The sequence below is a fragment of the Pararhizobium sp. genome (assembly GCF_035497515.1).
Classification (GTDB): Bacteria; Pseudomonadota; Alphaproteobacteria; order Rhizobiales; family Rhizobiaceae; genus Pararhizobium.
On record NZ_DATJDJ010000144.1, the window covers coordinates 1 to 19,882 of the forward strand.

Annotated in this window: 25 protein-coding genes; 7 read left to right on the forward strand and 18 right to left on the reverse strand. The window is 62.5% G+C overall.

The window, feature by feature from the left end; genetic code table 11:
* Positions 1–74: 74 nt before the first annotated feature.
* Positions 75–527 (reverse strand): cytochrome c, encoded by a 453-nt coding sequence (locus tag VL202_RS14405; protein WP_325464791.1) that lies wholly within the window; start codon positions 525–527, stop codon positions 75–77.
* A gap of 212 nt (positions 528–739) precedes the next feature.
* On the opposite strand from VL202_RS14405, the gene VL202_RS14410 reads away from it, so the two are divergent.
* Positions 740–964 carry a hypothetical protein gene (locus VL202_RS14410; RefSeq protein ID WP_325464792.1) on the forward strand — a complete coding sequence of 75 codons (225 nt, stop codon included), beginning with the start codon at positions 740–742 and terminating at the stop codon, positions 962–964.
* Here the strand turns inward: VL202_RS14410 and VL202_RS14415 are convergent.
* Positions 961–1,251, reverse strand: coding sequence for a hypothetical protein (locus VL202_RS14415; RefSeq protein WP_325464793.1), 291 nt, complete (start codon positions 1,249–1,251; stop codon positions 961–963). The genes VL202_RS14410 and VL202_RS14415 overlap by 4 nt on opposite strands.
* A gap of 3 nt (positions 1,252–1,254) precedes the next feature.
* Positions 1,255–1,800 (reverse strand): cytochrome c oxidase subunit 3, encoded by a 546-nt coding sequence (locus tag VL202_RS14420; RefSeq protein ID WP_325464794.1) that lies wholly within the window; start codon positions 1,798–1,800, stop codon positions 1,255–1,257.
* Positions 1,801–1,912: 112 nt separating this feature from the next.
* On the opposite strand from VL202_RS14420, the gene VL202_RS14425 reads away from it, so the two are divergent.
* Positions 1,913–2,068 carry a hypothetical protein gene (locus tag VL202_RS14425; protein ID WP_325464795.1) on the forward strand — a complete coding sequence of 52 codons (156 nt, stop codon included), beginning with the start codon at positions 1,913–1,915 and terminating at the stop codon, positions 2,066–2,068.
* 8 nt (positions 2,069–2,076) lie between these two features.
* A complete protein-coding gene (locus VL202_RS14430; protein WP_325464796.1) occupies positions 2,077–2,769 on the forward strand; it encodes an NnrU family protein in 693 nt (230 codons plus the stop codon).
* Between the two features lie 98 nt (positions 2,770–2,867).
* Here VL202_RS14430 and VL202_RS14435 read toward each other — a convergent pair whose 3' ends face one another.
* Positions 2,868–3,542, reverse strand: coding sequence for a 5-formyltetrahydrofolate cyclo-ligase (locus tag VL202_RS14435; RefSeq protein WP_414692866.1), 675 nt, complete (start codon positions 3,540–3,542; stop codon positions 2,868–2,870).
* 121 nt (positions 3,543–3,663) lie between these two features.
* The gene (locus VL202_RS14440) at positions 3,664–4,557 is read right to left on the reverse strand and encodes a LysR substrate-binding domain-containing protein (protein WP_325464797.1); all 894 of its coding nucleotides are present in this window, start codon (positions 4,555–4,557) and stop codon (positions 3,664–3,666) included.
* Between the two features lie 163 nt (positions 4,558–4,720).
* Here VL202_RS14440 and VL202_RS14445 point away from each other — a divergent pair, with 163 nt between their 5' ends.
* Both VL202_RS14445 and VL202_RS14450 read left to right on the forward strand, forming a co-directional pair.
* Complete coding sequence (locus VL202_RS14445; RefSeq protein ID WP_325464798.1) at positions 4,721–5,974, forward strand: aromatic ring-hydroxylating dioxygenase subunit alpha; 1,254 nt, start codon at positions 4,721–4,723, stop codon at positions 5,972–5,974.
* A complete protein-coding gene (locus tag VL202_RS14450) occupies positions 5,964–7,049 on the forward strand; it encodes an FAD-binding oxidoreductase (protein ID WP_325464799.1) in 1,086 nt (361 codons plus the stop codon). Before VL202_RS14445 ends, VL202_RS14450 begins: the two co-directional genes overlap by 11 nt.
* 76 nt (positions 7,050–7,125) lie before the next feature.
* Here VL202_RS14450 and VL202_RS14455 read toward each other — a convergent pair whose 3' ends face one another.
* The 4 genes from VL202_RS14455 to VL202_RS14470 all read right to left on the reverse strand — a co-directional run bounded on the left by VL202_RS14455 (position 7,126) and on the right by VL202_RS14470 (position 11,771).
* Complete coding sequence (locus VL202_RS14455) at positions 7,126–8,253, reverse strand: S-(hydroxymethyl)glutathione dehydrogenase/class III alcohol dehydrogenase (protein WP_325464800.1); 1,128 nt, start codon at positions 8,251–8,253, stop codon at positions 7,126–7,128.
* Positions 8,254–8,322: 69 nt separating this feature from the next.
* Positions 8,323–9,186, reverse strand: a complete 864-nt coding sequence (locus VL202_RS14460; protein WP_325464801.1) for a substrate-binding domain-containing protein — start codon at positions 9,184–9,186, stop codon at positions 8,323–8,325.
* A gap of 1 nt (position 9,187) precedes the next feature.
* Positions 9,188–9,673, reverse strand: coding sequence for a c-type cytochrome, methanol metabolism-related (locus VL202_RS14465; protein ID WP_325464828.1), 486 nt, complete (start codon positions 9,671–9,673; stop codon positions 9,188–9,190).
* Between the two features lie 193 nt (positions 9,674–9,866).
* Entirely contained in the window at positions 9,867–11,771 is a 1,905-nt protein-coding gene (locus VL202_RS14470; RefSeq protein ID WP_325464802.1) for a methanol/ethanol family PQQ-dependent dehydrogenase, read from the reverse strand.
* 405 nt (positions 11,772–12,176) lie between these two features.
* On the opposite strand from VL202_RS14470, the gene VL202_RS14475 reads away from it, so the two are divergent.
* Entirely contained in the window at positions 12,177–12,548 is a 372-nt protein-coding gene (locus VL202_RS14475; RefSeq protein ID WP_414692868.1) for a hypothetical protein, read from the forward strand.
* 44 nt (positions 12,549–12,592) lie between these two features.
* Here VL202_RS14475 and VL202_RS14480 read toward each other — a convergent pair whose 3' ends face one another.
* The 4 genes from VL202_RS14480 to VL202_RS14495 form a co-directional block, all read right to left on the reverse strand.
* The gene (locus VL202_RS14480) at positions 12,593–13,333 is read right to left on the reverse strand and encodes an ABC transporter ATP-binding protein (protein ID WP_325464829.1); all 741 of its coding nucleotides are present in this window, start codon (positions 13,331–13,333) and stop codon (positions 12,593–12,595) included.
* Positions 13,302–14,048, reverse strand: coding sequence for an ABC transporter permease (locus VL202_RS14485; protein ID WP_325464830.1), 747 nt, complete (start codon positions 14,046–14,048; stop codon positions 13,302–13,304). Before VL202_RS14485 ends, VL202_RS14480 begins: the two co-directional genes overlap by 32 nt.
* 80 nt (positions 14,049–14,128) lie before the next feature.
* Positions 14,129–15,121, reverse strand: a complete 993-nt coding sequence (locus VL202_RS14490; RefSeq protein WP_325464804.1) for an ABC transporter substrate-binding protein — start codon at positions 15,119–15,121, stop codon at positions 14,129–14,131.
* A 32-nt stretch (positions 15,122–15,153) separates the two neighbouring features.
* The gene (locus VL202_RS14495; RefSeq protein ID WP_325464805.1) at positions 15,154–15,363 is read right to left on the reverse strand and encodes a hypothetical protein; all 210 of its coding nucleotides are present in this window, start codon (positions 15,361–15,363) and stop codon (positions 15,154–15,156) included.
* 305 nt (positions 15,364–15,668) lie between these two features.
* On the opposite strand from VL202_RS14495, the gene VL202_RS14500 reads away from it, so the two are divergent.
* Positions 15,669–16,049 (forward strand): c-type cytochrome, encoded by a 381-nt coding sequence (locus VL202_RS14500; RefSeq protein ID WP_414692867.1) that lies wholly within the window; start codon positions 15,669–15,671, stop codon positions 16,047–16,049.
* Positions 16,050–16,057: 8 nt separating this feature from the next.
* Here the strand turns inward: VL202_RS14500 and VL202_RS14505 are convergent, their stop codons facing one another.
* From VL202_RS14505 to VL202_RS14525, 5 genes are read right to left on the reverse strand one after another with little or no spacing between them, the layout of a single operon-like run.
* Entirely contained in the window at positions 16,058–16,675 is a 618-nt protein-coding gene (locus VL202_RS14505) for a hypothetical protein (RefSeq protein ID WP_325464806.1), read from the reverse strand.
* Positions 16,675–17,547: an ABC transporter permease gene (locus VL202_RS14510; protein WP_325464807.1), complete on the reverse strand. Its 873-nt coding sequence runs from the start codon at positions 17,545–17,547 to the stop codon at positions 16,675–16,677. Before VL202_RS14510 ends, VL202_RS14505 begins: the two co-directional genes overlap by 1 nt.
* Complete coding sequence (locus VL202_RS14515) at positions 17,544–18,332, reverse strand: ABC transporter ATP-binding protein (protein WP_325464808.1); 789 nt, start codon at positions 18,330–18,332, stop codon at positions 17,544–17,546. The genes VL202_RS14510 and VL202_RS14515 overlap by 4 nt, the downstream gene beginning before the upstream one ends.
* Before the next feature lie 38 nt (positions 18,333–18,370).
* Positions 18,371–18,850, reverse strand: coding sequence for a hypothetical protein (locus VL202_RS14520; RefSeq protein ID WP_325464809.1), 480 nt, complete (start codon positions 18,848–18,850; stop codon positions 18,371–18,373).
* Positions 18,851–18,888: 38 nt separating this feature from the next.
* Positions 18,889–19,866: a YVTN family beta-propeller repeat protein gene (locus VL202_RS14525; RefSeq protein ID WP_325464810.1), complete on the reverse strand. Its 978-nt coding sequence runs from the start codon at positions 19,864–19,866 to the stop codon at positions 18,889–18,891.
* Between the last annotated feature and the right edge of the window lie 16 nt (positions 19,867–19,882).

Below are 19,882 nucleotides of genomic sequence, written 5' to 3' on the forward strand. Positions count from 1 at the left end.
CCGTAGAAATACAGCATGGCGACCTTTTGGGTTTGATACTTCATCTGGAAATTCCTTGTCCCTGTCCCTTGAGGTTAGCCGGCATCGTTCGGAGGCCAGTTCTGCGTCTTGATCTTGCTGGCCCATTCGAGGAAATCAGCGAGATCGTTGAGTTCCTGCTCGGTCAGATTGAACTGCGGCATCTGGCGACGGCCCTCGATGCCGGATGGTTGGGAAGCCATCCATCCCTTCAGCGTTTCGCGGGCACTTTCCGGATCCGTGTCGCCGCCCCAGCGCTTCCACACATTGCCGATCTCGGGGGCGAAATAGGCGCCCTCGCCGAGAAGCGTGTGACAATTGATGCAGGAGTTTTTTTCCCAGACATGCTTGCCCCGCGCGACCCCGTCGGTCAGCGTGGTCTCGTCGGTGGATGTGGTACGCATGTAATAATGGCTATGCGCGGTGAGCGCGACGAAGATCGCGAAGAAGAAAGCGGATCCGCCGTAGAAGACGTTTCGCGCTCCTGTTTTGGTTAAATGTTCTGACATTCGCTGTCCCTCTGGCCTTCAGGGGTCGGATTGATCGGGCCGTGCGATCGGTCGCAAAAGCCTCCACCACGGCAGATGCGGGAATCCGGCCGATCGGTCTTTGCGAAAAGGCAAACAAATCGGAGACACGCGACGGCGGAGTTTGCTGCGGAAAATTTGAAGCAGGCGGGAACCGGACAGGCCTGTGCCGGTTTGGGCCACAGGAGGCCCGGATGATGCCGCCGCTGGTCTGGTTCGTCGTGAGGAATTTCGCAAGCGGGTTCGCGCTCGGCATGTTTGCCGCGCTCTCGGCCGTGATTGTCGCGCCATCCTCTCTGATCGCACAGCTTGTCAGCACCAGCCCGGTCGGTCTCTGGCTGATGATCTTCGCCTATGGCTCGACGTTCGGCCTCGGCTATCTCGTGACCGCGCTCTGGTTCATGACGGAGGATATCTAGCCGGAGACGCCGAACGTCGTGAAGGCCGTCCGGGCTGCTGCGACAAGGACGAAGACGACCGGCCAGGCGACCAGCGCGACGGCCATCCTGGGGCGAAGGCTACGCAACCCCATGAAGTCGAAGATGATCCACCTCGCCTTGACGATCACCAGGGCAAGGATGATGGCAAAGGCCGCGAATGGCATCGCCTCATGATGCCATTGCGCCGCCACGAGGCCTGAAAGCATGGCTGCGAAGATGGCGCCAATGGCGCGCCCCGCCAACCAGATATCCCTGTTGTGTCTCATGTTTCACCCGAGATAGATGACTGGAAAGATGACCAGCCAGACGATGTCGATGACGTGCCAGAGGGTCGCGACCAGCATCACGTTCGACCGTTCCGCCCGGTGTGCAACCAGAAGCATGACGAGCCCCAGGAAGATCACATGGGCGAGATGAAAGCCGGTGATGATGAAATAGAGTTCGAAGAACGAACTGAACGCGGCATCGCCGGCAAAGCGGATTTCGCCCGAATACTCGACGAGCTTGATCGCGACGAAGGCAAAGCCGAGGCACGCCGCGCCGACAAGCGCCAGCCTGCGGATACGAATGGACGCGGCGCGATCGGCCTCCGCCGCCAGCCAGCCGCTAACGATCAGGACCACCGTATTGATGCTGGCAAGCCGGCCGTTCAGATGCAGCTTCGCGATGGCATAGCTCTCGGGCTGCAGCAGGGACATGACCAGAAAGGCCGAAAGCAGCACCCCGAAGGCGATCAGCTCGCTCCAGACCAGGATCCACAGAATGAGATCGCCATCCGATTGCTTCTCGGCGGCACCGTCAACGACAAGCGTCATGGCACAAGTTTCCTTTTTACCCTTCCTATCCCGGCCGCCGATCGCGCTTCTTTGTCCAAACGCAAGGACAATGCAGGCTGATCGGGCGAGAAGGAAGAAAAGGAGACAGACCATGACCGACGCACAACTGGGCCTCGTTGTCACGACGCCGATCATCATCGGCTTTTCGATCGCTCTCAACCGCATGGGCGTGTTGCAGGCCTACAGTACGATCATCGCCGTTGCGGCATCCTGCCTGATTGCGGCGACGCTCTTCCTGCAGCAATAGGATGGATCATGACCGGCTTGTTCATCGCCTTCGCCCTCTTCGTCCTGCTGCATTCAATGCCGGCGATCCCGGCCATCCGGGCGGGCATCATCGGTCGGGTCGGCCGACCGGTCTATTTCGCCGGTTACTCGACGGTATCGACGGCCCTGCTTGTCTGGCTGTTCTATGAAACGCTCAACACCGACTACATCGAACTGTGGGAGCCCGCGCGCTGGCAGGCGACGGCAACCTTCATCCTGGCGCCGCTCGGACTGTTCCTCGTCATCGCCGGCCTCATCAGTTTCAACCCCTTCTCAGTAACCCTGCGCCGCGAAACCGGCGCGCAAGGCGCAATCGTCAACGTCACCCGCCATCCCGTGCTCTGGGGGTTCGCCTTCTGGGCCTTGGGGCACGTCCTGCCGAATGGCGACCTCAGATCCCTCATCCTCTTCGGCGGCTTCGCGGTCTTTGCGCTGGGTGGGATCGCCATGGCGGAGCGGCGGGCACGCAAACGGCTCGGCGGGGATTGGCAGGGCACCACGAAAGGGTCCGCGATCATTCCCCTCCAGGCGCTCCTGCTGCGGCAATGCCGGTTCCGCATCGATCGCCCGATGCTCATCGGCGCGATCATCACGGCAGTGACGACATTGTGCCTGCTGCACGGCGGACATGCGCTCCTGGTCGGGACCGACCCGATCGCGACGCTGCAATCCCTTGGGTGACATCGGATTGCTTGTTCCCGCTGCGGCGAGCCAGGACACGTTCCAGCGTCACGGTGCTTGCATTGCAACAAACGATCTTGCCGGGTCGCGGCATCACCTCAGCCGGGCCGGACAGTTCCCGTTTCCAGGACGATCAGGTCCATCGGAACATCGTGCAGTTGCGGATAGATGGTTGCGAGCTTCGCCGCCGCATAGCCGACGCCGATGACGAGTGGCCCGGACGTGAAGGCGGCAAGCGTCCGGTCGAAGAAGCCGCCGCCGTAGCCGAGGCGATAACAGGCGGCATCATAACCGACGACAGGGGCGATGACGATATCCGGCACGCACGGTCGGCTTTCGGCCGGGATCGGGATGTTCCAGACGCCGCGCGACAGGCTTTCGCCCGCGCGCCAGAGATGGAACTCAAGCGGCTGCCCCTTCTCCACCACGACCGGCAACGCCGTTCGCCCGCCCCGCCGGTTGATCTCCTCCAGCAGCGGCCGCATATCGGGCTCGCCGCGGAACGGCCAATAGGCGCTGACGGTACGGCCTCCGATATCGCCGATCTCGGAAAGCACACCGGCCGCGATCGCCTCACCCTGGGCCGCGCGGACTTCGGCCGGCACGGCCATCCGCTCGGCGATCAGGCGTTCCCGCTCGCCCTTGCGCCAGCGGTTCACGTCCGTCCATGCCTGCAGGTCGAGCGGCCCCGGCAACCCCGAATAGGCGGGATCGATCTCATGCAGGAAACACGGCGGCGAAGAAAATGTGGCGGGCATGTCGTCGTCTACCATCAGGCCCCTCCCGGATACGGACGCGTTGCGATCATTCATATGCTACACCCGATCGCGGCTTTGTGCATGGATGAAAGAGCCACCGCAGACAATCCGCCGTATTCACACCGATTTCGAATGACTACCCGCCGAGCCAAGCGACGAACTGGCGGACATAGTCCTTGCCGGCCCGGCGCTTGGGAACGACCACGAAATAGCCTGCGCGCGTCTTGATCGACGCCTCGGTCAGGCGCACGAGCCGGCCTTGCTCAAGCAGATCACCAACCAGCCGTTTCCAGCCCAGCGCGACCCCTTGGCCGTTCAAGGCGGCATAGATCGCCTCGGTATAGAAGCTGCAATGGATACCCCGCGTCTTGGCCGCGCCCTGAATCGAATGCGCCGCGAGCCATTCGTCCCATCCGGTCCATGTCGGGTCATCGGTATCGCTGGAAATCAGCGGGTGTTTCAGAAGGTCCGCCACCGAAACGATCGGCGCATTTGTCTTCGCATATTCCGCGCTGCAGATCGGGAAGACCTCGTCATCGAACAGGAACTGCGCCTGCCCGTCCGACCATGTGCCATTGCCGTATCGAAGCGCGACATCGATGTCTCCGCCATCGATCTTCGTCCACGAATCCTGCGTGATGATCCGCAGCTTCACGTTCGGATGCATCTGGGAAAAGGACCCGATCCTCGGCAACAGCCAGAAATGGGCAAAGGAAATGGTCGCCGAGATGACCAGTTGGTCATCCGGTTTTTCCAGCCGCAGATCGGCAACCGTGTCGGCAATCATGTTGAAGGCGTCTCCTGTCACGCCAGCCAGGGTCTTTCCCTTCTCCGTCAGCTCGACCCGCCGGTGCAGCCGCTCGAACAGCGGAAATCCGAAGTCCTCTTCCAGCAGGTGAATCTGCCGGCTCACCGCAGCCTGGGTAACACCAAGCTCGAGCGCCGCACGAGTGAAACTCGACAGCCTCGCCGCTGACTCGAATGCCGTAAGTGCCGTCAGTGGCGGAATTTTCTTGCGCAGATTGACCATGCTTTCCTCTGACTGCGACATCGTTTGCGGCCAACCGAACCTTCCGATATGGCATTACATTTAGTAATGCCTGTCAAGCCCATTTGTGACGTTGAGCGATGGCTCCATATCAGCGAATCTAGACTCAAACATTTCTTGAAATCCGCAGACATGAGGTTGAATTATGCTGCAAAAGTTCGCTTCCTCCATCTCGGCGCTGCTCGATGCGCGCGCCGAAGGTCATTCGCTTCCCGCCGGCCTTTATACGCGCGAGGATGTCTTCGAGGCGGACCTGGACGTCTTCTTTCGCAAGCACTGGATCTGCATCGGCCTCGAATGCGACGTCCCGGAGCCGGGCGATGCCACTGTCGTTGATATCGGCAAGACCAGCCTGATCCTGCTACGCGACGACGACAATGAAATCCGCGTCATGCACAATGTCTGTCGCCATCGCGGATCGCGCCTGCTGGATACCGGCAAGTCGATCGTCTCCAAGCTGGTCTGTCCCTATCACACCTGGACCTATGAACTGACCGGCGAACTGAGCTACGCCCCGCATATGGGCAAGGGTTTCGACAAGGAATGCCGCAGCCTCAAGCAGGTGGCCTTCAAGTCGATCGGCGGCCTCATCTATGCCTGTCTTTCGGACAATCCACCGGAGGATATCGCCCATCTCGAACAGGTGATGGCGGAACGCCTTGCCCCTTACGACATCGCCAATGCCAAGGTCGCCTACGAGACCGACGTCATCGAGAAGGGCAACTGGAAGCTGACGATCGAGAACAACCGCGAATGCTACCATTGCTCGGCCAACCATCCCGAACTCTGCGTCTCCTTCGTCGATCTCGACTTCGGCTTCGATCCGGATGCGCTGAGCCCCGAGGACCGGGCGCAGGCCGAGGAGCATCTCGCGCTCTATGAAGAACGCACCAGGCGCTGGGAGGCCGACGGTTTCCCGTCCGCCGCCGTCGAACAACTGGTCGATTGCACCACCAATTTCCGCACCCAGCGCCTGATCATTTCCGGCGCCGGTGAATCGCAGACGCCGGACGCGACGGCCGCCTCCGCAAAGCTGCTCGGCACCATGACCCGCAAGGATCTCGGCGACACCCATCTCTGGGGCCACAACAGCTGGAAACATTTCATGGGCGACCACGCCGTGGTTTCGACCGTCATCCCGCTGTCGGCCGACACGACGCTGGTGCGGACAAAATGGCTCGTCCACAAGGACGCTGTCGAGGGCGTCGATTACGATCTCGAAAAGCTGACCAATGTCTGGATCGCCACGACGGATCAGGATTCCGAACTGGTCGCCCGCTCGCATGCCGGCGTCGAGGATCCGGCCTATATTCCCGGCCCCTATTCACCCTTCTCCGAAACGAACCTCGACAAGTTCGCGACGTGGTATATCGACCGGATGCGCGCCCATGGATACTAAGAGCACCTTCGCGCCGGCCACGCGCCGCGAGCGCTTCGATGTGTGGAACCGCGATACGGACGAGGATCTCGTCTGCATCGACATCCACCAGGAAACGCATGACGTGAAGACCTTCACCTTCGCATCAGCGGAAGGAAAGCAGTTCGTCTTCGAGGCCGGCCAGCATTTCCTGTTCGACCTGGAAATCGGAGGCGAGCCGGAAAGCCGCTGCTACAGCATTTCCTCGTCGCCGAGGCGGACCAACGCCGTCTCGGTCACCGTCAAGCGCGTTCCGGGCGGCAGGATTTCCAACTGGCTGCACGACAATCTCGCGGTGAATGCGAAGGTGAAGGCCAACGGCCCGCTTGGCCACTTCATCCGCCCGAGCGCGAAGAAATACCTTTTCCTTTCCGGCGGTTCCGGCATCACGCCAGTCATGTCGATGGTGCGCGATCTCGCCGATACCTGCGAGCCCGCCGACATCGTCTTCCTGCATGCGGGGCGCACGCCGAAGGATCTGGTCTTTCGCGACGACCTGACCGTGCTTGCCAGCCGGATGAAGGGGCTGCGCCTGCAGTTCCTGCCGGAGACCGTGAATGGCGAACCCTCCTGGCCGGGACTGACCGGCCGCATCTCGCCGGACTACATGAAGCTCACCGTACCGGATGTCGCCGAGCGCGTCGTCATGTGCTGCGGCCCGGCGCCCTTCATGGCGGCGGCCCGCGCGATCACGGTGGAACTCGGCGTCCCATCGGCGAACTATATCGAGGAAAGCTTTGACGCCGCCGTCATCGATGAGGGCGACATTCCCGTCATCGAGGAAGCGACTGCGCGGACGTTCCAGGTGTCGTTTGCCAAGCAGGCACGCCAGATCGAGGTTTCAGGCGAGCAGACTGTGCTGTCCTGCGCCAAGAAGGCGGGCGTCAAGCTCCCCTCCTCCTGTTCGAACGGCGTCTGCGGCACCTGCAAGTCGAAGCTGGTCTCCGGCACTGTCGACATGAATCACAATGGCGGCATCCGCCAGCGCGAAATCGACGCCGGCCTCTTCCTGCCCTGCTGTTCCAAGCCGCTCAGCGATCTCGTCATCGACCGCTGAGCTTGGTCGCCGCCGCCGGTGCGGCGACGGCATAAGCGGCATTGTCAGGCGGCGCGCATCCGCACCGCCCGATCGCTCAATAGACCACCACGCCACGGACGCTTTGGCCCGAATGCATGAGATCGAAACCCTTGTTGATGTCCTCGAGCGGCATCGTATGGGTGATCATCGGGTCGATCTGGATCTTGCCCTGCATGTACCAGTCGACGATCTTCGGAACGTCGGTGCGGCCGCGCGCGCCACCAAACGCCGTGCCCATCCAAGTGCGGCCGGTGACCAGCTGGAACGGACGGGTCGAGATCTCCTGGCCCGCACCCGCGACCCCGATGATCACCGACTTGCCCCAGCCGCGATGCGATGATTCCAGCGCCTGGCGCATCACCTTCGTGTTGCCGGTGCAGTCGAACGTATAGTCGGCCCCGCCGATCTGGTCGGCGCCACACTTGGTCATGTTGACGAGGTAGGGCACGATGTCGTCGCCGACCTCCTTCGGATTGACGAAGTGGGTCATGCCGAAGCGCTCGCCCCAGGCCTTTTTGTCATTGTTGATGTCGACACCAATAATCATGTCGGCGCCGGCGAGCCTCAAACCTTGGATGACGTTGAGGCCGCTGCCGCCGAGGCCGAAGACGATGGCCGTGGCGCCGATCTCGACCTTGGCGGTATTGATCACGGCGCCGATGCCGGTCGTGACGCCACAGCCGATATAGCAGATCTTGTCGAACGGCGCGTCCTCGCGCACCATGGCCACCGCGATCTCCGGCAGCACGGTGTAATTGGCGAAGGTCGAGCAGCCCATATAGTGGAAGATCTTGTCCTTGCCGATCGAGAAGCGGCTGGTGCCGTCGGGCATCAGGCCTTGGCCCTGGGTGGCGCGGATCGCGGTGCAGAGATTGGTCTTGCGCGACAGGCAGGAGGGGCAGGAGCGGCATTCCGGGGTGTAGAGCGGAATGACATGGTCTCCCTTTCTAACCGAGGTGACGCCCGGGCCAACATCGACGACAACACCGGCGCCTTCATGACCGAGGATGGCCGGAAACAGGCCTTCTGGATCGGCGCCCGAGAGCGTGAAATCATCGGTATGGCAGATGCCTGTTGCCTTGACTTCGATCAGCACCTCCCCAGCCCGCGGTCCGTCCAGCTGAACGGTCATGATCTCGAGCGGTTTGCCGGCCTGGGTGGCCACGGCGGCGCGTACGTCCATGTTCATCCCTCTCAAAAATCAATTGTCTCGTCGGCGGATGCGGCGAAGGCTCCTCCCCGCCGCACCCGGTCACTGCGTGATTCTGCCGTCGTGTTCGTCGAGCAGCGGCACGCCATAATCGAGCAGCAGCTTGTCGATCTCGGGCTGGTGATCCCGGATGAACGTGTTCAGCGTGCGTTTCCAGGTCTGGTCGGACGGACGAACGCCCATCGTGATCCGGTAGATCATGCGCTGGCCGCCCTTCTCCTTGGTCAGCGGGATGACGGCGAGATCGACCTTGGACTTGCGCGCATAATATCCGGCCATCGGCCCCCAGGCGACCGCGGCGTCGATCTTGCCCGCCTGGATGTCGCCGACCATGACCTCCGCCATCGACGGCATGATCCGCGTATCGACCATCAGCGGATAGACCTTGGCCGTGCGCATGAGCTTGGTCGCCGCCATGGTCGCGGTCGGGGGCGTCCCTTCCACCACGCCGATCCTCAGGCCGGCAAGTTTCGGGTCGGCCAGCGTCTCCACGCCGTCGAGCCCGCCGCCCCTCTTGTAGAGCAATACATAGGAGGAGCGGTAATAGGCGTTGGTGTTCTGGACGAGCTCGTCGCCCTGCGCATAACCCATGATGATGTCGCAACGGTTGGCGCCCAGCGTGTTGCGCACGAAACCGGTGATCGACGGAAACCACGTATAGGAGACCGACTTTCGCCCGGTGCCGGTCGCGACCAACCGGGCAAGCCTGTCTTCGAACCCCTCCCCGCTCTGGTCGGAGAACGGCATGTTGGAGGGATCGGCGCAGACGCGCAGGATGTCCGGATCCACCAGTTCGCCCTCGGCGCCCAGCCGGGCGTCCTGCGCACTGGCCCTCGCCGGCATCAATGCGGCGATGGCGATGAGGAGCAGGCCAGTCCTGCTGGTCCAATGGGCGCGGCGTGCCATGTCAACCTCCCATGCAGGATGCTTCTTGGGCCTTGGCCGATTCCGACTTGTCGGCCTTCTTCGGCGGACGGCCCCTCGGCGCCGCTTCGACCGCACGCGCGCGCAGATAGACGTAGAGGTCGTCGAGATAGCAATAGACATTCTTGTTGTCGCCGAAGGCGGGCATGACATTCTCCTTGCCGCCACCGACATTCTTGCGCCCCTCGGCAACGATCTGCAGGAAGGTCGCATAGTCGATATTCTTCATGCTCTGGGCGAGCGCAGGCGCGTAGCTGGAGCCCATCCCGTCCGGGCCATGACAGACATGACAGTCCGAATGATAGCGCCGGTAGCCGCTGAACGTGTACCAATCGACGGTGCCGTTCTCGATCTTGAACGTCGGATTTCCTTCCGCGTCGAAAAACTTGCCATCTTCTTCCGTAACAGCGGCAGCCTTCTCCTTGTCGTCGGCTGCGGTGGTGATTGTGGGGGTGAAAACGATAAACATGACGCCCAGCGCCCCGACTGCAATGCGAAAAGCCATTGATCGAACCTCATGCTCGGGGACCGCGACGAGATCCGTCGGCAGTCCATACGGGATTTCAACCCGCCAGGCAGCCGGCTACCCGGCTGTTACAGGCGGGCAGCCACTGTCGATGAGGCCGCGCGGCAAGCGCAGCCCCATACGTTTTCAAGGGTCATCAATCCGGAAGACCGAAGACGGTCAGCTGTCCGCCGAGCGTCGTGAAGTCGGCCAGCGCAGCATAGCCGCCGACCGCACCGAGGCCGGCCGTGTTGACGACCTGCTCTTCATCGCCTTGCTGCCGACCCTGGTCGACCGCACCGTGCCATGCCGCGGCATTCTCCGGAGCGAGCAGGCCGCCGGCAAGGCCGATACCAGCCCATCCACCGACACCGGAGAGAACGGCGATATACTGCTTGCCGCCATGCTCGAAGGTGTTGATGTTGCCGATGATGCCCGACGGGGTCTTGAACTTGTAGAGTTCATTGCCGTCGTGATCGACCGCCTTGATGTAGCCTTCGAGTGTTCCGTAGAACACCACGTCACCCGCCGTCGAAAGCGCACCGGACCAGACCGAGAATTGCTCGGGCTTCGACCAGACGATCTCGCCCTTCGCTGCGTCCCAGGCTATGAAGTTACCCATGCCGCCATGGCTGTCGGGAGTGGGGTACATCGCGACCGTCGCGCCGACATAAGGCTGGCCGGCCGTGTAGCTGACCTTGTATGGCTCATAGTCCATGCAGACATGATTGGTCGGCACGTAGAACAGACCGGTCTTGGGCGAATAGGTGGCAGGCTGCTGGTCCTTCGTTCCAAGGGCAGCGGGGCAGACACCCGTCGTATTCACGTCCTCGCCGTTCTGCTGGGTGGAGTATTTCGCCACCACCTGCGGCCGGCCATACTGGTCGCTGGACTTGTCCATGACGACTTCCGTCGCCCAGTTGACCTTCGGGTCGTATTTCTTCGCGACCAGAAGCTCACCGTTGGTTCGGTCGAGCGTATAGGCGAAGCCGTTGCGGTCGAAATGCACGAGCACGTCGTGCTTCTGGCCGTTGACCTCCATCGCATCGACGAGAATGTTCTCGTTGACGCCGTCGAAGTCCCATTCATCATGGGGCGTCATCTGATAAAGCCACCTGGCCATGCCCGTGTCGGCGTCGCGCGCCATCAGGGTCATCGACCAACGGTTGTCGCCCGGCCTCTGTACCGGGTTCCATGTCGAGGGGTTGCCGGTGCCGTAATAGACCAGATTGGCCTTGGGATCGTAGGAGTACCAGCCCCATGTCGTCCCGCCACCGGTCTTCCACTGCTCGCCTTCCCAGGTGCTCGTGCCGGAATCCTTGCCGACCGGCTTGCCGAGATGGGTCGTCTTCTCGGGGTCGATGAGCGTGTCGGCGTCAGGTCCCTCGGAATAGGCCTTCCAGGCCAGCGAGCCGTCCTTCAGGTTATAGGCTGCAAGCCAGCCCCGAACGCCGAATTCGGCACCGGAGACGCCGATCAGCACCTTGTCCTTGACGATGACCGGCGCGGCTGTGCCGGATTCGCCCTTGCCGCCGTCGATCTGGTCGCCGTTCTTCACCGACCAGACGACCTTGCCGGTCTTGGCGTCGAGGGCCACGACCGTCGTGTCGGCCTGGTTCAGGATGATCTTGCCGTCACCATAGGCGACGCCGCGATTGACCGTGTCGCAGCACATGATGCCGATGACGTTGGGATCCTGCTTCGGTTCGTACTTCCAGAGAATCTTGCCGTCGTTCTTCAGGTCGAGGGCATAGACGATGTTGGGGAACGGCGTATGGATGTACATGACGTCGCCGATCACCAGCGGGCCGCCTTCATGGCCGCGCAGAACGCCCGTGGAGAAGGTCCACTTGACCTGCAGGTCCTTCACATTGTCCTTGGTGATCTGTTTCAGTTCGGAGTAGCGGCGATTGGCATAATCGCCGGTCTGCATCGCCCAATTCTTGGGATCGGAAGAGAGTTTCGTCACCTCGTCATTTGCCAGAGCGTGCCCGGTAAAGGCGCCCACCGACAGTATTGCGGCCGTGAGTGACGTATACAATGGAGTAGTAAATGCACGCATGCGATTTCCTCCCATTGGGTGTGTCCACCCGAGGTTCCTCCTCGCGAAAGCTCGCACGGCAGTTGTCGGCCGAGCGGCTCATGAATGATCATGCTAGTACATACGGGAAATAAGCTTCCGCCAGCGTGTCACGGCGGGGAGGATTGGACCGGGGCACCGTTTCTGTCCGTCCTCCCGACCTTCGAAACCTTGCCACTCCCATCGACAAGGAATTGAAGCCGGAAACCACTAAAGGCATAAGACAATTTATGAAATCACGCAACCCAAAACACACGGGCTTGTGGCAGAGACTATGCTGCGTTGCAACCAAGAGCTTTCGCGCCGACGATGGGATTTGCCCGATCCGGTGTATTATGCTTACTCTCGCGACGTGGAAATCAAGGAGTGGATCGACCTATGTTCCGCATGGAGACATTCACCGCAAGGTTCGCGGCGATCGCAAAGACACCGGGCGCTACGGCTTTCGCCGCTGCCCTCTTATATGCATTTCCGGCCTCGTCGGCCGAAGATTACCCCACCACAGCCGTCGTCGATTACGTCTATGGCTGCATGAAGGCGAACGGCGAAACGCGCAGGGCGCTCGAGCGCTGCTCCTGCTCGATAGACGTCATCGAATCGATCCTGCCCTATGACCAATACGAGGCGGCCTCCGCCTTCAAGAGCCTCGGGCTGCAGACGGGCGAAAGGGGCGTCCTGTTCCGGCAGAGCGCGCCGGCGAAGCTGGCCATCACGGATTTGAAGCGCGCGCAGGCCGAGGCGGAGATTCGATGCTTCTGACCGCGGCGGGCGGCTGATGCCGAGGCGCGGCTGTTCGGCAGGTATCACCCCGCGCCCGCAAAGCGGTCGCGAAATTCCGCGGCAATGCGCTCGATCGCCTGTGCCGTGCGGGACTGGCGCGGCAGGCTGATCTCGAACACGCCCGACACCCGCGCCGGCCGCGGCGTGAGCACGATGATTCGATCCGCCAGCATCACCGCTTCCCTGAGATTGTGGGTCACCATAAGCGCCGTGGTCGGCCTGGCGGACCACACGCTGATCAGGAGATGACGCAACCGGTCGGCGGTCGCCTCGTCGAGCGAGGCGAAGGGCTCGTCGAGGAAAAGGATCGCCGGCTCGGTCGAGAAGGCCCGCGCCATCGCGGCGCGTCGCGCCAGGCCGAGGGAGAGCTCCGAAGGATAGAGCGACCGCATGGCGGAAAGGCCGAGCGTCTCGAACAGCGCATCGAGATTGGTGTCCTTGAGACCTTCGGGCAGGGTCAGCCGCACATTTTCCTCGACCGTCCGCCAGGGAAGCAACACGGGCTCCTGGAAGACGGCGGCGATCCGGTCGCCGTCGCCCTGCGGCAACCGGAAACTGCCGGAATAGTCACGCTCGAGGCCGAGCAGGATGCGCAAGGTCGTGGTCTTGCCGCAGCCCGACGGGCCTAGCAGGCACGCGATCTCGCCCTGCCGGACCTCGAACGAGAGCCCGCGCAGGGCCGTGATCGTGACGCCTTCGGCCGAGCGGAACACTTTCTCGGCAATGTCGACCTTAAGCGGCGCGGCGGCGCCAACGGGTTGCATGTCGTTCAAGAGGCTGCACCAGTAGGAGTTCGATTGTGAGCATGATAGCGACGAAGGCGAGCGTATAGGCGAGGATCGCGGCAACGTCGAAGATCTGGAAATAGAGATAGATCTGAAAGCCGACGCCGTTCGACCGGCCGAGCAGCTCGACGACCAGCACGATCTTCCAGATCAGCGCGATGCCCGAGCGCGACGCGGCGGCGAAATAGGGCTGCAGCTGCGGCATCAGGATATGACGGATCCGGTCGAGCGGGCCCAGGCGATAGACGGTCGCCATCTCCGAAAACACCGGGTCGAGCGCGCGAGCTCCCTCGCGCATGGTGACGACGACGTTCGGAAGTTTGTTGACCGCGACCGCGCCGATCGCCGCCGCTTCGGTCAGACCGAACCAGATATAGGCCAGCACGATGACGACGAGGGCTGGGAGGTTGAGAAAGATGACCAGCCAGGGATTGAAGAAGGCATCGAGCCGCCGGTGCATGCCCAGCAGGACGCCGATCGCCGATCCCAGGGCCATTGCGACGACATAGGCACCGGCCACGCGCAGGAGCGTCATCGACAGGTGGTAGGCGAGATCGCCGCTTGCGGCCTCCCGCACGAGGACGCGCCAGACGTCGGTCGGCGGCGGGAAGGCGCGGCTCGGCCAGAGGCCAGCCGCGACGTTCCAGACGAGGCAGAGCCCGAGGAGGGAGGCGAGAACCGTCGCCGCCGGCAGCAGCGGAGCCAGGCCGCGCGGGAGTGCGGCCCTTGGCCGCCTGCCCGCGGCCCGCCGCTCTTCCGAATCCAATCCTGCCATCATGTCTTCAGTTGAGCCCAGAAGGTCCCGGGCGCCATCTTCCGCGCCTCGCCGACCAGCTTGTCGCCGCCCAGTTCGGCGAGGACTTCGTAGAGCTTGGCGGCATCGCTTTCTTCCTCGGCGACCGGACGCTTCGGGATGCCTTCGCGATAACGGTCGCGAAGCACCTCGAGCTCCCTGCCCTCGGCGCGCGCGATCGGCGCCAGACGCTGCCATTCGGCGTCGGATTCGCCGAGACGCTTCTTCGCCTGGGCGCTTGCCCGCACGAAATTCATGGCGGCCTCGGTATTTTCGCTCGCCCATTTATCATGGAAGACATAGCCGAGCGCCGATACCGGCCCCGATGCGCCGAGCGCCTTCGCCGCATCCTCGGCGCCCACGAGGCGGCGGAAGCCGTTCGCCTCCAGCCGGGCGCAGAAGTGCCAGAAGTTCAGCACGGCATCAAGCTCGCCGGACAGCGCCTTCTCGGAGAGCAGCGCAGGTGCGCCGAACACGACCTCGCTCTCCGCGGCGAGGTCGATGCCGTTGTCTCGCCGGGCGAGCCCCTGGATCAGGAGCCAGCTCTTGTCGAGCGGACCGCCGGTGACGCCAATCTTCTTTCCCACGAGATCGGGAACGGCCTTGATCGCGGAGTCCTGCTTCACCATGATCGCGCCCACCGCGGTGGAATAGGGCACCAGGGTGAGGTCGCCGCCCTCGGATCGCTGCCGCGACACCCAGAGCCAGTCGGAAACGATGACATCGACCTCGCCCGCCAGCATGGCCACGTTGGAGGCATCCTCTCCGGCGAAGTAGACGATCTCGACCTCGACCCCGTTGGCGACATCCAGGCCGTTGTGCTTGATAGTGTCAAGCTCCCAGTTCACGGTGCCGAACTTGAGGACGCCGACCTTTATCTTGGGAACCGAGGCATTTGCCCGGCCTGGCAGCCCGAGAGGGCCTCCGGCAGCCAGCAGGGCCATCCCGCAAAATACGCGCCGTGATATGTTCATGGTACTATCTCCCAGCAAATGCCGTCGCGACGTCAGATTTCCCTGTCGATGTCGGGGAAGATACATTTCCAGCGCACGATCTTCACGCCCGGATGGCCCTCGGACCATTTGGCGATTTCGGTGGGCGCCAGCATCATGCATTGAAAAAGCGTGCCCCTACTCTCGAAATACAGATGCTCACTTCGGCAACTGGCAGGATTTGCCAGTTCGCAGACAGTCAGGACAAGATCGACGAGGTTCAACCGAGCACCTCTTGGCTGCGCGTTGCGCAAGAAAACCAGCCGGGCGACATGACCAGCATGCGCGTCCGATTGCAACTTCGCGGGGTGCCCACCACTAAGTCTGCAAGGAGCATACGCGCGCGGTCGGCAAGCGTCAACCAGCGTGGCCGCCGATGGAACGTGCGCTTTCGTGTTGACTTGCCCCTGTCGCCGACTACCTTGGCTGCATCCGGCGCATGCTGTTTCTACCTTGAAGCGGCTCCGGAGAGTGTACGTGCAGGCCGCCTTCGTGGCCGGCCTGCGGCCTGATCTTCGAGGAGGAAGACATGCATACCACGATCTGTCTTGGCGTTTTCGGCGTGATGCTTGCGATGGCTGGACATGCCGCCGCCCAGGATGCCGCCGCCGGCGAAAAAGTCTTCGCGAAATGCAAGGCCTGCCATGTGGTCGACAAGGACCAGAACAGGGTCGGACCGTCGTTGAAGGGCGTGATCGGCAGGAGCGCCGGAACCCACGAGGGGTTCAAGTATTCCAAGGCCATGGCCGAAGCGGGCAAGACCGGCGTCGTGTGGGACGAGGCTACGCTGACCACCTATCTCCATGATCCCAAAGGATTCGTGAAAGGCACGAAGATGGCCTTTCCTGGCCTGAAGGCCGACGCCGACGTGGCCAATGTCATCGCCTACCTCAAGCAGTTCCCGAAATAGGCAGCCGCTCATCTGGCTGCCAGGATCTCCGTGATCGTCTTCGCCAGCGCGTAAAGCCGCTGCTCTATCAGGGTCGGCACTTCGCAGACATAGGTCAGCGATTGCGCGCGTTCCTGGAAGACTCGCGTCTGGAACACAAGCTGGTCGTTGCGGAGCTGGACGGCGTTCGGATCAGCATCGGGCTTGGCCCGCAAGGCGTCGACCTCGGACGCCTGGCGGCGCAGGTAGGCCGCCATGTCCCTTTGGCCGCGCGCATAGCGGCCGATACCGGATATCACGTCCGAGCGCTCGCGGTTCATGTGATCGAACAGCCCCTGGACGAGCATGGCCAGACGCTCCTTGCGCGCTCCCTCGGGAAGGCCTTTGGCAAAGGCGACGATTTCCTGCTGCGCCTGCTTGAGAGGCAGGCGGCGGGCCGCCAGTTCCTCTACCAGTTCGGTCACGCCGGCATCCTTCGACCATCCGAAGGCAACAGCAGGCAATTCCGGACCGTTCCATATCTGGCCGAGCGACAATTCGGGCACCTTGCGCTGGATGCACGGCCAGTCGGGGTCGCCCTGGGCCGCGGATATGGGCCCCGCGGCAAGGGTCGCGCAGAGGAGAATCAATACAATGTTTGTCCGCATCAGGCATTTACTCCTGCGTCCTGCCTGCGACTGAGCAAGCCGTTTGACGGGTCATACGCGAGGATCGCGCCGGCCAGAAACAGCACGGTGCAGGCGACCACGACGGCAAGCGAGCGCCATTCGATCTGGCCATAGAGCGAAAAACGCACCAGTTCCACCGCATAGGTGAAGGGATTGGCGAGACAGATCTTGTGCAGCAGCGGGCTCGATTCCTGGATGCGCCAGAGCGGATAGAGCGCCGACGAGGCGAAATACATCGGGAAGATCACGAAGTTCATCACGCCCGCGAAATTTTCGAGCTGCTTGATCACCGACGAGAGCAGCATGCCGAGCGCGCAGAGCATCATACCGGACAGGAAGAGCGCCGGCAGCGCCAGAAGATAGCCGGTCACCGACGGCTTCACACCCCAGAACCACGCCACCGCCAGGAAAATGTAGACCTGCAGGATCGACACCATCACCCCGGCCAGCAGCTTGGACAGCAGCAGGAACCAGCGCGGGAACGGACTGACCAGCAGCGTGCGCATGTTACCCATCTCGCGGTCATAAACCATGGAGAGGGACGACTGCATGCCACTGAACAGCAGGATCATGCCGCAGAGGCCGGGCGTGATATAGACCTCGTAGAGCACATAAGTCTTGTAGGGCGGGATAATGGAGACGCCGAGCACCTGCCGGAAGCCGGCGGCGAAGACGAAAAGCCAGAGGAGCGGGCGGACCAGCGACGAGATGAACCTTTCGCGCTGATTGAGGAAACGGAGGCCTTCCCGGAGCAGGATCCCTCGGAGGCAGACGAGATACTGGCCGAGGCCGAAACCGCGCCTGTCCGCGAAGTCGGCTGGCACGGTCGCCGGAATGGGTCGCGTGCTCATGCTGGCCTCCCTTCCGCGGAGGCCTGAGGCGGCCGGGTCAGCGTCGCAAAGGCCTGCCGGATGTCACCGGCGCCCACCGACCGGCAGACCTCCGTCACTCGCCCGTCAGCAAGCACCTTCCCCTTGTCGAGAACGACGACATGGTCGCCGTCCTCGACCTCGTCGATCAGGTGAGTGGCCCAGAGCACGCTGATGCCCTCGGTGGAGACGAGAGCACGGATGATCGCAAGGATATCGGCGCGCGAGCGTATGTCGAGCCCGACGGTCGCCTCGTCGAGCAGCAGGAGCCGCGGCCGGTGCAGCAGCGCGCGCGCGATCTCGACGCGCCGCATCTGGCCGCCGGACAGGCTGCGCGCCTTGTCATGAATCTGGTCGCTCATGTCGACCTGCGCCAGCAGCGTCTCGATCCGGGCCATGGCCGCCCGCCGGCCGAGGCCATGCAGCGCGGCATGGTAGGAGAGGTTCTGGCAGACGCTGAGGTCGAGATCGAGCGTGCGCGCCTGGAAGACGATACCGAGGCGCCTGAGCGCTTCGCCCGAGGCGCGGGCGATGTCGTGCCCGAAAATCCGCATCGATCCGTGCCGCGTATCGTAGAGACGACTGATCAGCGAGAACAGCGTCGTCTTGCCGGCGCCGTTGAGGCCGAGCAGGACCGTGAAGCGGCCCGGCGCGATGGAAAAGGAAACATCGGACAGGGCCTGCTTCCGCCCATAGGAATGGCTGACATCCGAGACCTCCAATGCGTCGGGCACGGTCATCCCGTCGCCGACCGTTACATGCTGCATGGCATCGTCTCCTCCGCAAACCGCATTCAAGTCCCCGCCTATTTGACGGTGATCGTTCCCTTCATGCCCTTGTCGGCAAGGTCCGGGACGGACCAGGTGTACTTGCCCGGCCTGACCGCGGTGAATTGCACCTGGATCGTGCCTTCCGAGTCGAATTCCAGCCAGGCCGGCGCGCCGTTCATATGGACCTCGAGGTCCTCGATGACGATCTGGTTCATCCAGACGTCGCGGAACAGGTCGGTGTGGAACTTGTATTCCAGTCCCGCCGCCGAGGTGATTTTCCAGCGGTAGCCCTGTCCCGCGATCAGCTCGAAATCCTTCTGGTTGATCGAGAACTGGTCGTCGGCCGATCCGAGAATGAGTTCGGGCACGTTCTTGCTGGCGCGTGTCACCTTCTCCGCGGACGCTGCGGCCGGAGCCGCATCGTCGTCATCATCGACGTCCTGCGCCAGGACGGGCGCGGTAAGCAAAGCTGCACCGATGAGCGCCGCGAGGGCCAAAGCCCGGTATCCCTTCATGTCATTCCTCCCTGTTTTCAGATGATCGGCCGCACGCCTCACTTCGGAGACACGACCACGCCCCAGGGCATCGAGCCCACGGTCACCGACTGCACCGGCTCATCGGTCTCAACGTCGATGAAGGTGATGTCGTTCGATACGCCATTGGTACTGATGATCGTTTTCTGGTCGGGCGTGAAAGCAAGCTGCCACACCCGCTGCCCGACCAGCACATATTTTTCGACCTGATACGTCTCTGTGTTGACGACGGCCACGCGGTTGGCCGGGCCGAGCGCGACATAGGCTTTCTTGCCATCCGCGGTGATGCGGACGCCGACCGGCTGGATCGACTCAGGCCGCAGCCCGGCTATCTCGAAGGTGATCTTGTGCTTGATCTCGCGGGTCTTGTTGTCGATGACCGACACGGTGCCGCCGATCTCGGCGCTGACCCACACTTCCGAATTGTCGGGCTTGAACTCGGCGAAGCGCGGGCGGGAATCGACGAGGACATTGTGGGTGATCTCGTGGCTTCCGGTGTCGATGAAATGCGCCATGTTGGTCGTTTCGGAGGTATTGACCATCGTCTTGCCGTCCGGGCTGATTCCCATCCCCTCCGGTTCGACGCCGACCGGCACTTCCGACAGCACCCCCTTGCTCTCGAGGTCGATCACCGTGACCAGGTTGTCGTCCTCGTTGGCGACATAGAGCGTCTTGCCGTCCGGCGAGAGCACGAAGAGTTCGGGATCCGGCCCCGACGGCAGCGAGCCGACGATCTCGTGGGTCGCCGTATCGATGATCTCGATCGTGTCGTCGTCGCTGGCGCAGAGATAGATGAGTTTGCCGTCATGCGAGATGGTGATGCCGCGCGGACGCTGGCCGACATTGATGGTCTTGACCACCTCCTTCGTTTCCGAATCCACGACGGTGACCGTGTTGTCCTTTTCATTGGAGACGTAGACCTGGTAGGCCGCGGCCGGGCCGGCGAGGCTCCCGCCCACGACAAATCCGGCGGCAAGAACGATCGATCTTCGTTGCATCTGGCACCTTCCTCTT

Coding starts and splice junctions, on each gene's coding strand:
- VL202_RS14445 (WP_325464798.1), top strand. CDS start 4,721: ATGCTGCAAAAGTTCGCTTCCTCCATCTCGGCGCTGCTCGATGCGCGC.
- VL202_RS14475 (WP_414692868.1), top strand. CDS start 12,177: ATGGAGACATTCACCGCAAGGTTCGCGGCGATCGCAAAGACACCGGGC.
- VL202_RS14435 (WP_414692866.1), bottom strand. CDS start 3,542: ATGGTAGACGACGACATGCCCGCCACATTTTCTTCGCCGCCGTGTTTC.
- VL202_RS14500 (WP_414692867.1), top strand. CDS start 15,669: ATGCATACCACGATCTGTCTTGGCGTTTTCGGCGTGATGCTTGCGATG.
- VL202_RS14440 (WP_325464797.1), bottom strand. CDS start 4,557: ATGGTCAATCTGCGCAAGAAAATTCCGCCACTGACGGCACTTACGGCA.
- VL202_RS14465 (WP_325464828.1), bottom strand. CDS start 9,673: ATGTTTATCGTTTTCACCCCCACAATCACCACCGCAGCCGACGACAAG.
- VL202_RS14470 (WP_325464802.1), bottom strand. CDS start 11,771: ATGCGTGCATTTACTACTCCATTGTATACGTCACTCACGGCCGCAATA.
- VL202_RS14505 (WP_325464806.1), bottom strand. CDS start 16,675: ATGCGGACAAACATTGTATTGATTCTCCTCTGCGCGACCCTTGCCGCG.
- VL202_RS14515 (WP_325464808.1), bottom strand. CDS start 18,332: ATGCAGCATGTAACGGTCGGCGACGGGATGACCGTGCCCGACGCATTG.
- VL202_RS14480 (WP_325464829.1), bottom strand. CDS start 13,333: ATGCAACCCGTTGGCGCCGCCGCGCCGCTTAAGGTCGACATTGCCGAG.
- VL202_RS14430 (WP_325464796.1), top strand. CDS start 2,077: ATGACCGGCTTGTTCATCGCCTTCGCCCTCTTCGTCCTGCTGCATTCA.
- VL202_RS14525 (WP_325464810.1), bottom strand. CDS start 19,866: ATGCAACGAAGATCGATCGTTCTTGCCGCCGGATTTGTCGTGGGCGGG.
- VL202_RS14520 (WP_325464809.1), bottom strand. CDS start 18,850: ATGAAGGGATACCGGGCTTTGGCCCTCGCGGCGCTCATCGGTGCAGCT.
- VL202_RS14425 (WP_325464795.1), top strand. CDS start 1,913: ATGACCGACGCACAACTGGGCCTCGTTGTCACGACGCCGATCATCATC.
- VL202_RS14455 (WP_325464800.1), bottom strand. CDS start 8,253: ATGGACGTACGCGCCGCCGTGGCCACCCAGGCCGGCAAACCGCTCGAG.
- VL202_RS14490 (WP_325464804.1), bottom strand. CDS start 15,121: ATGAACATATCACGGCGCGTATTTTGCGGGATGGCCCTGCTGGCTGCC.
- VL202_RS14420 (WP_325464794.1), bottom strand. CDS start 1,800: ATGACGCTTGTCGTTGACGGTGCCGCCGAGAAGCAATCGGATGGCGAT.
- VL202_RS14405 (WP_325464791.1), bottom strand. CDS start 527: ATGTCAGAACATTTAACCAAAACAGGAGCGCGAAACGTCTTCTACGGC.
- VL202_RS14450 (WP_325464799.1), top strand. CDS start 5,964: ATGGATACTAAGAGCACCTTCGCGCCGGCCACGCGCCGCGAGCGCTTC.
- VL202_RS14415 (WP_325464793.1), bottom strand. CDS start 1,251: ATGAGACACAACAGGGATATCTGGTTGGCGGGGCGCGCCATTGGCGCC.
- VL202_RS14460 (WP_325464801.1), bottom strand. CDS start 9,186: ATGGCACGCCGCGCCCATTGGACCAGCAGGACTGGCCTGCTCCTCATC.
- VL202_RS14410 (WP_325464792.1), top strand. CDS start 740: ATGATGCCGCCGCTGGTCTGGTTCGTCGTGAGGAATTTCGCAAGCGGG.
- VL202_RS14510 (WP_325464807.1), bottom strand. CDS start 17,547: ATGAGCACGCGACCCATTCCGGCGACCGTGCCAGCCGACTTCGCGGAC.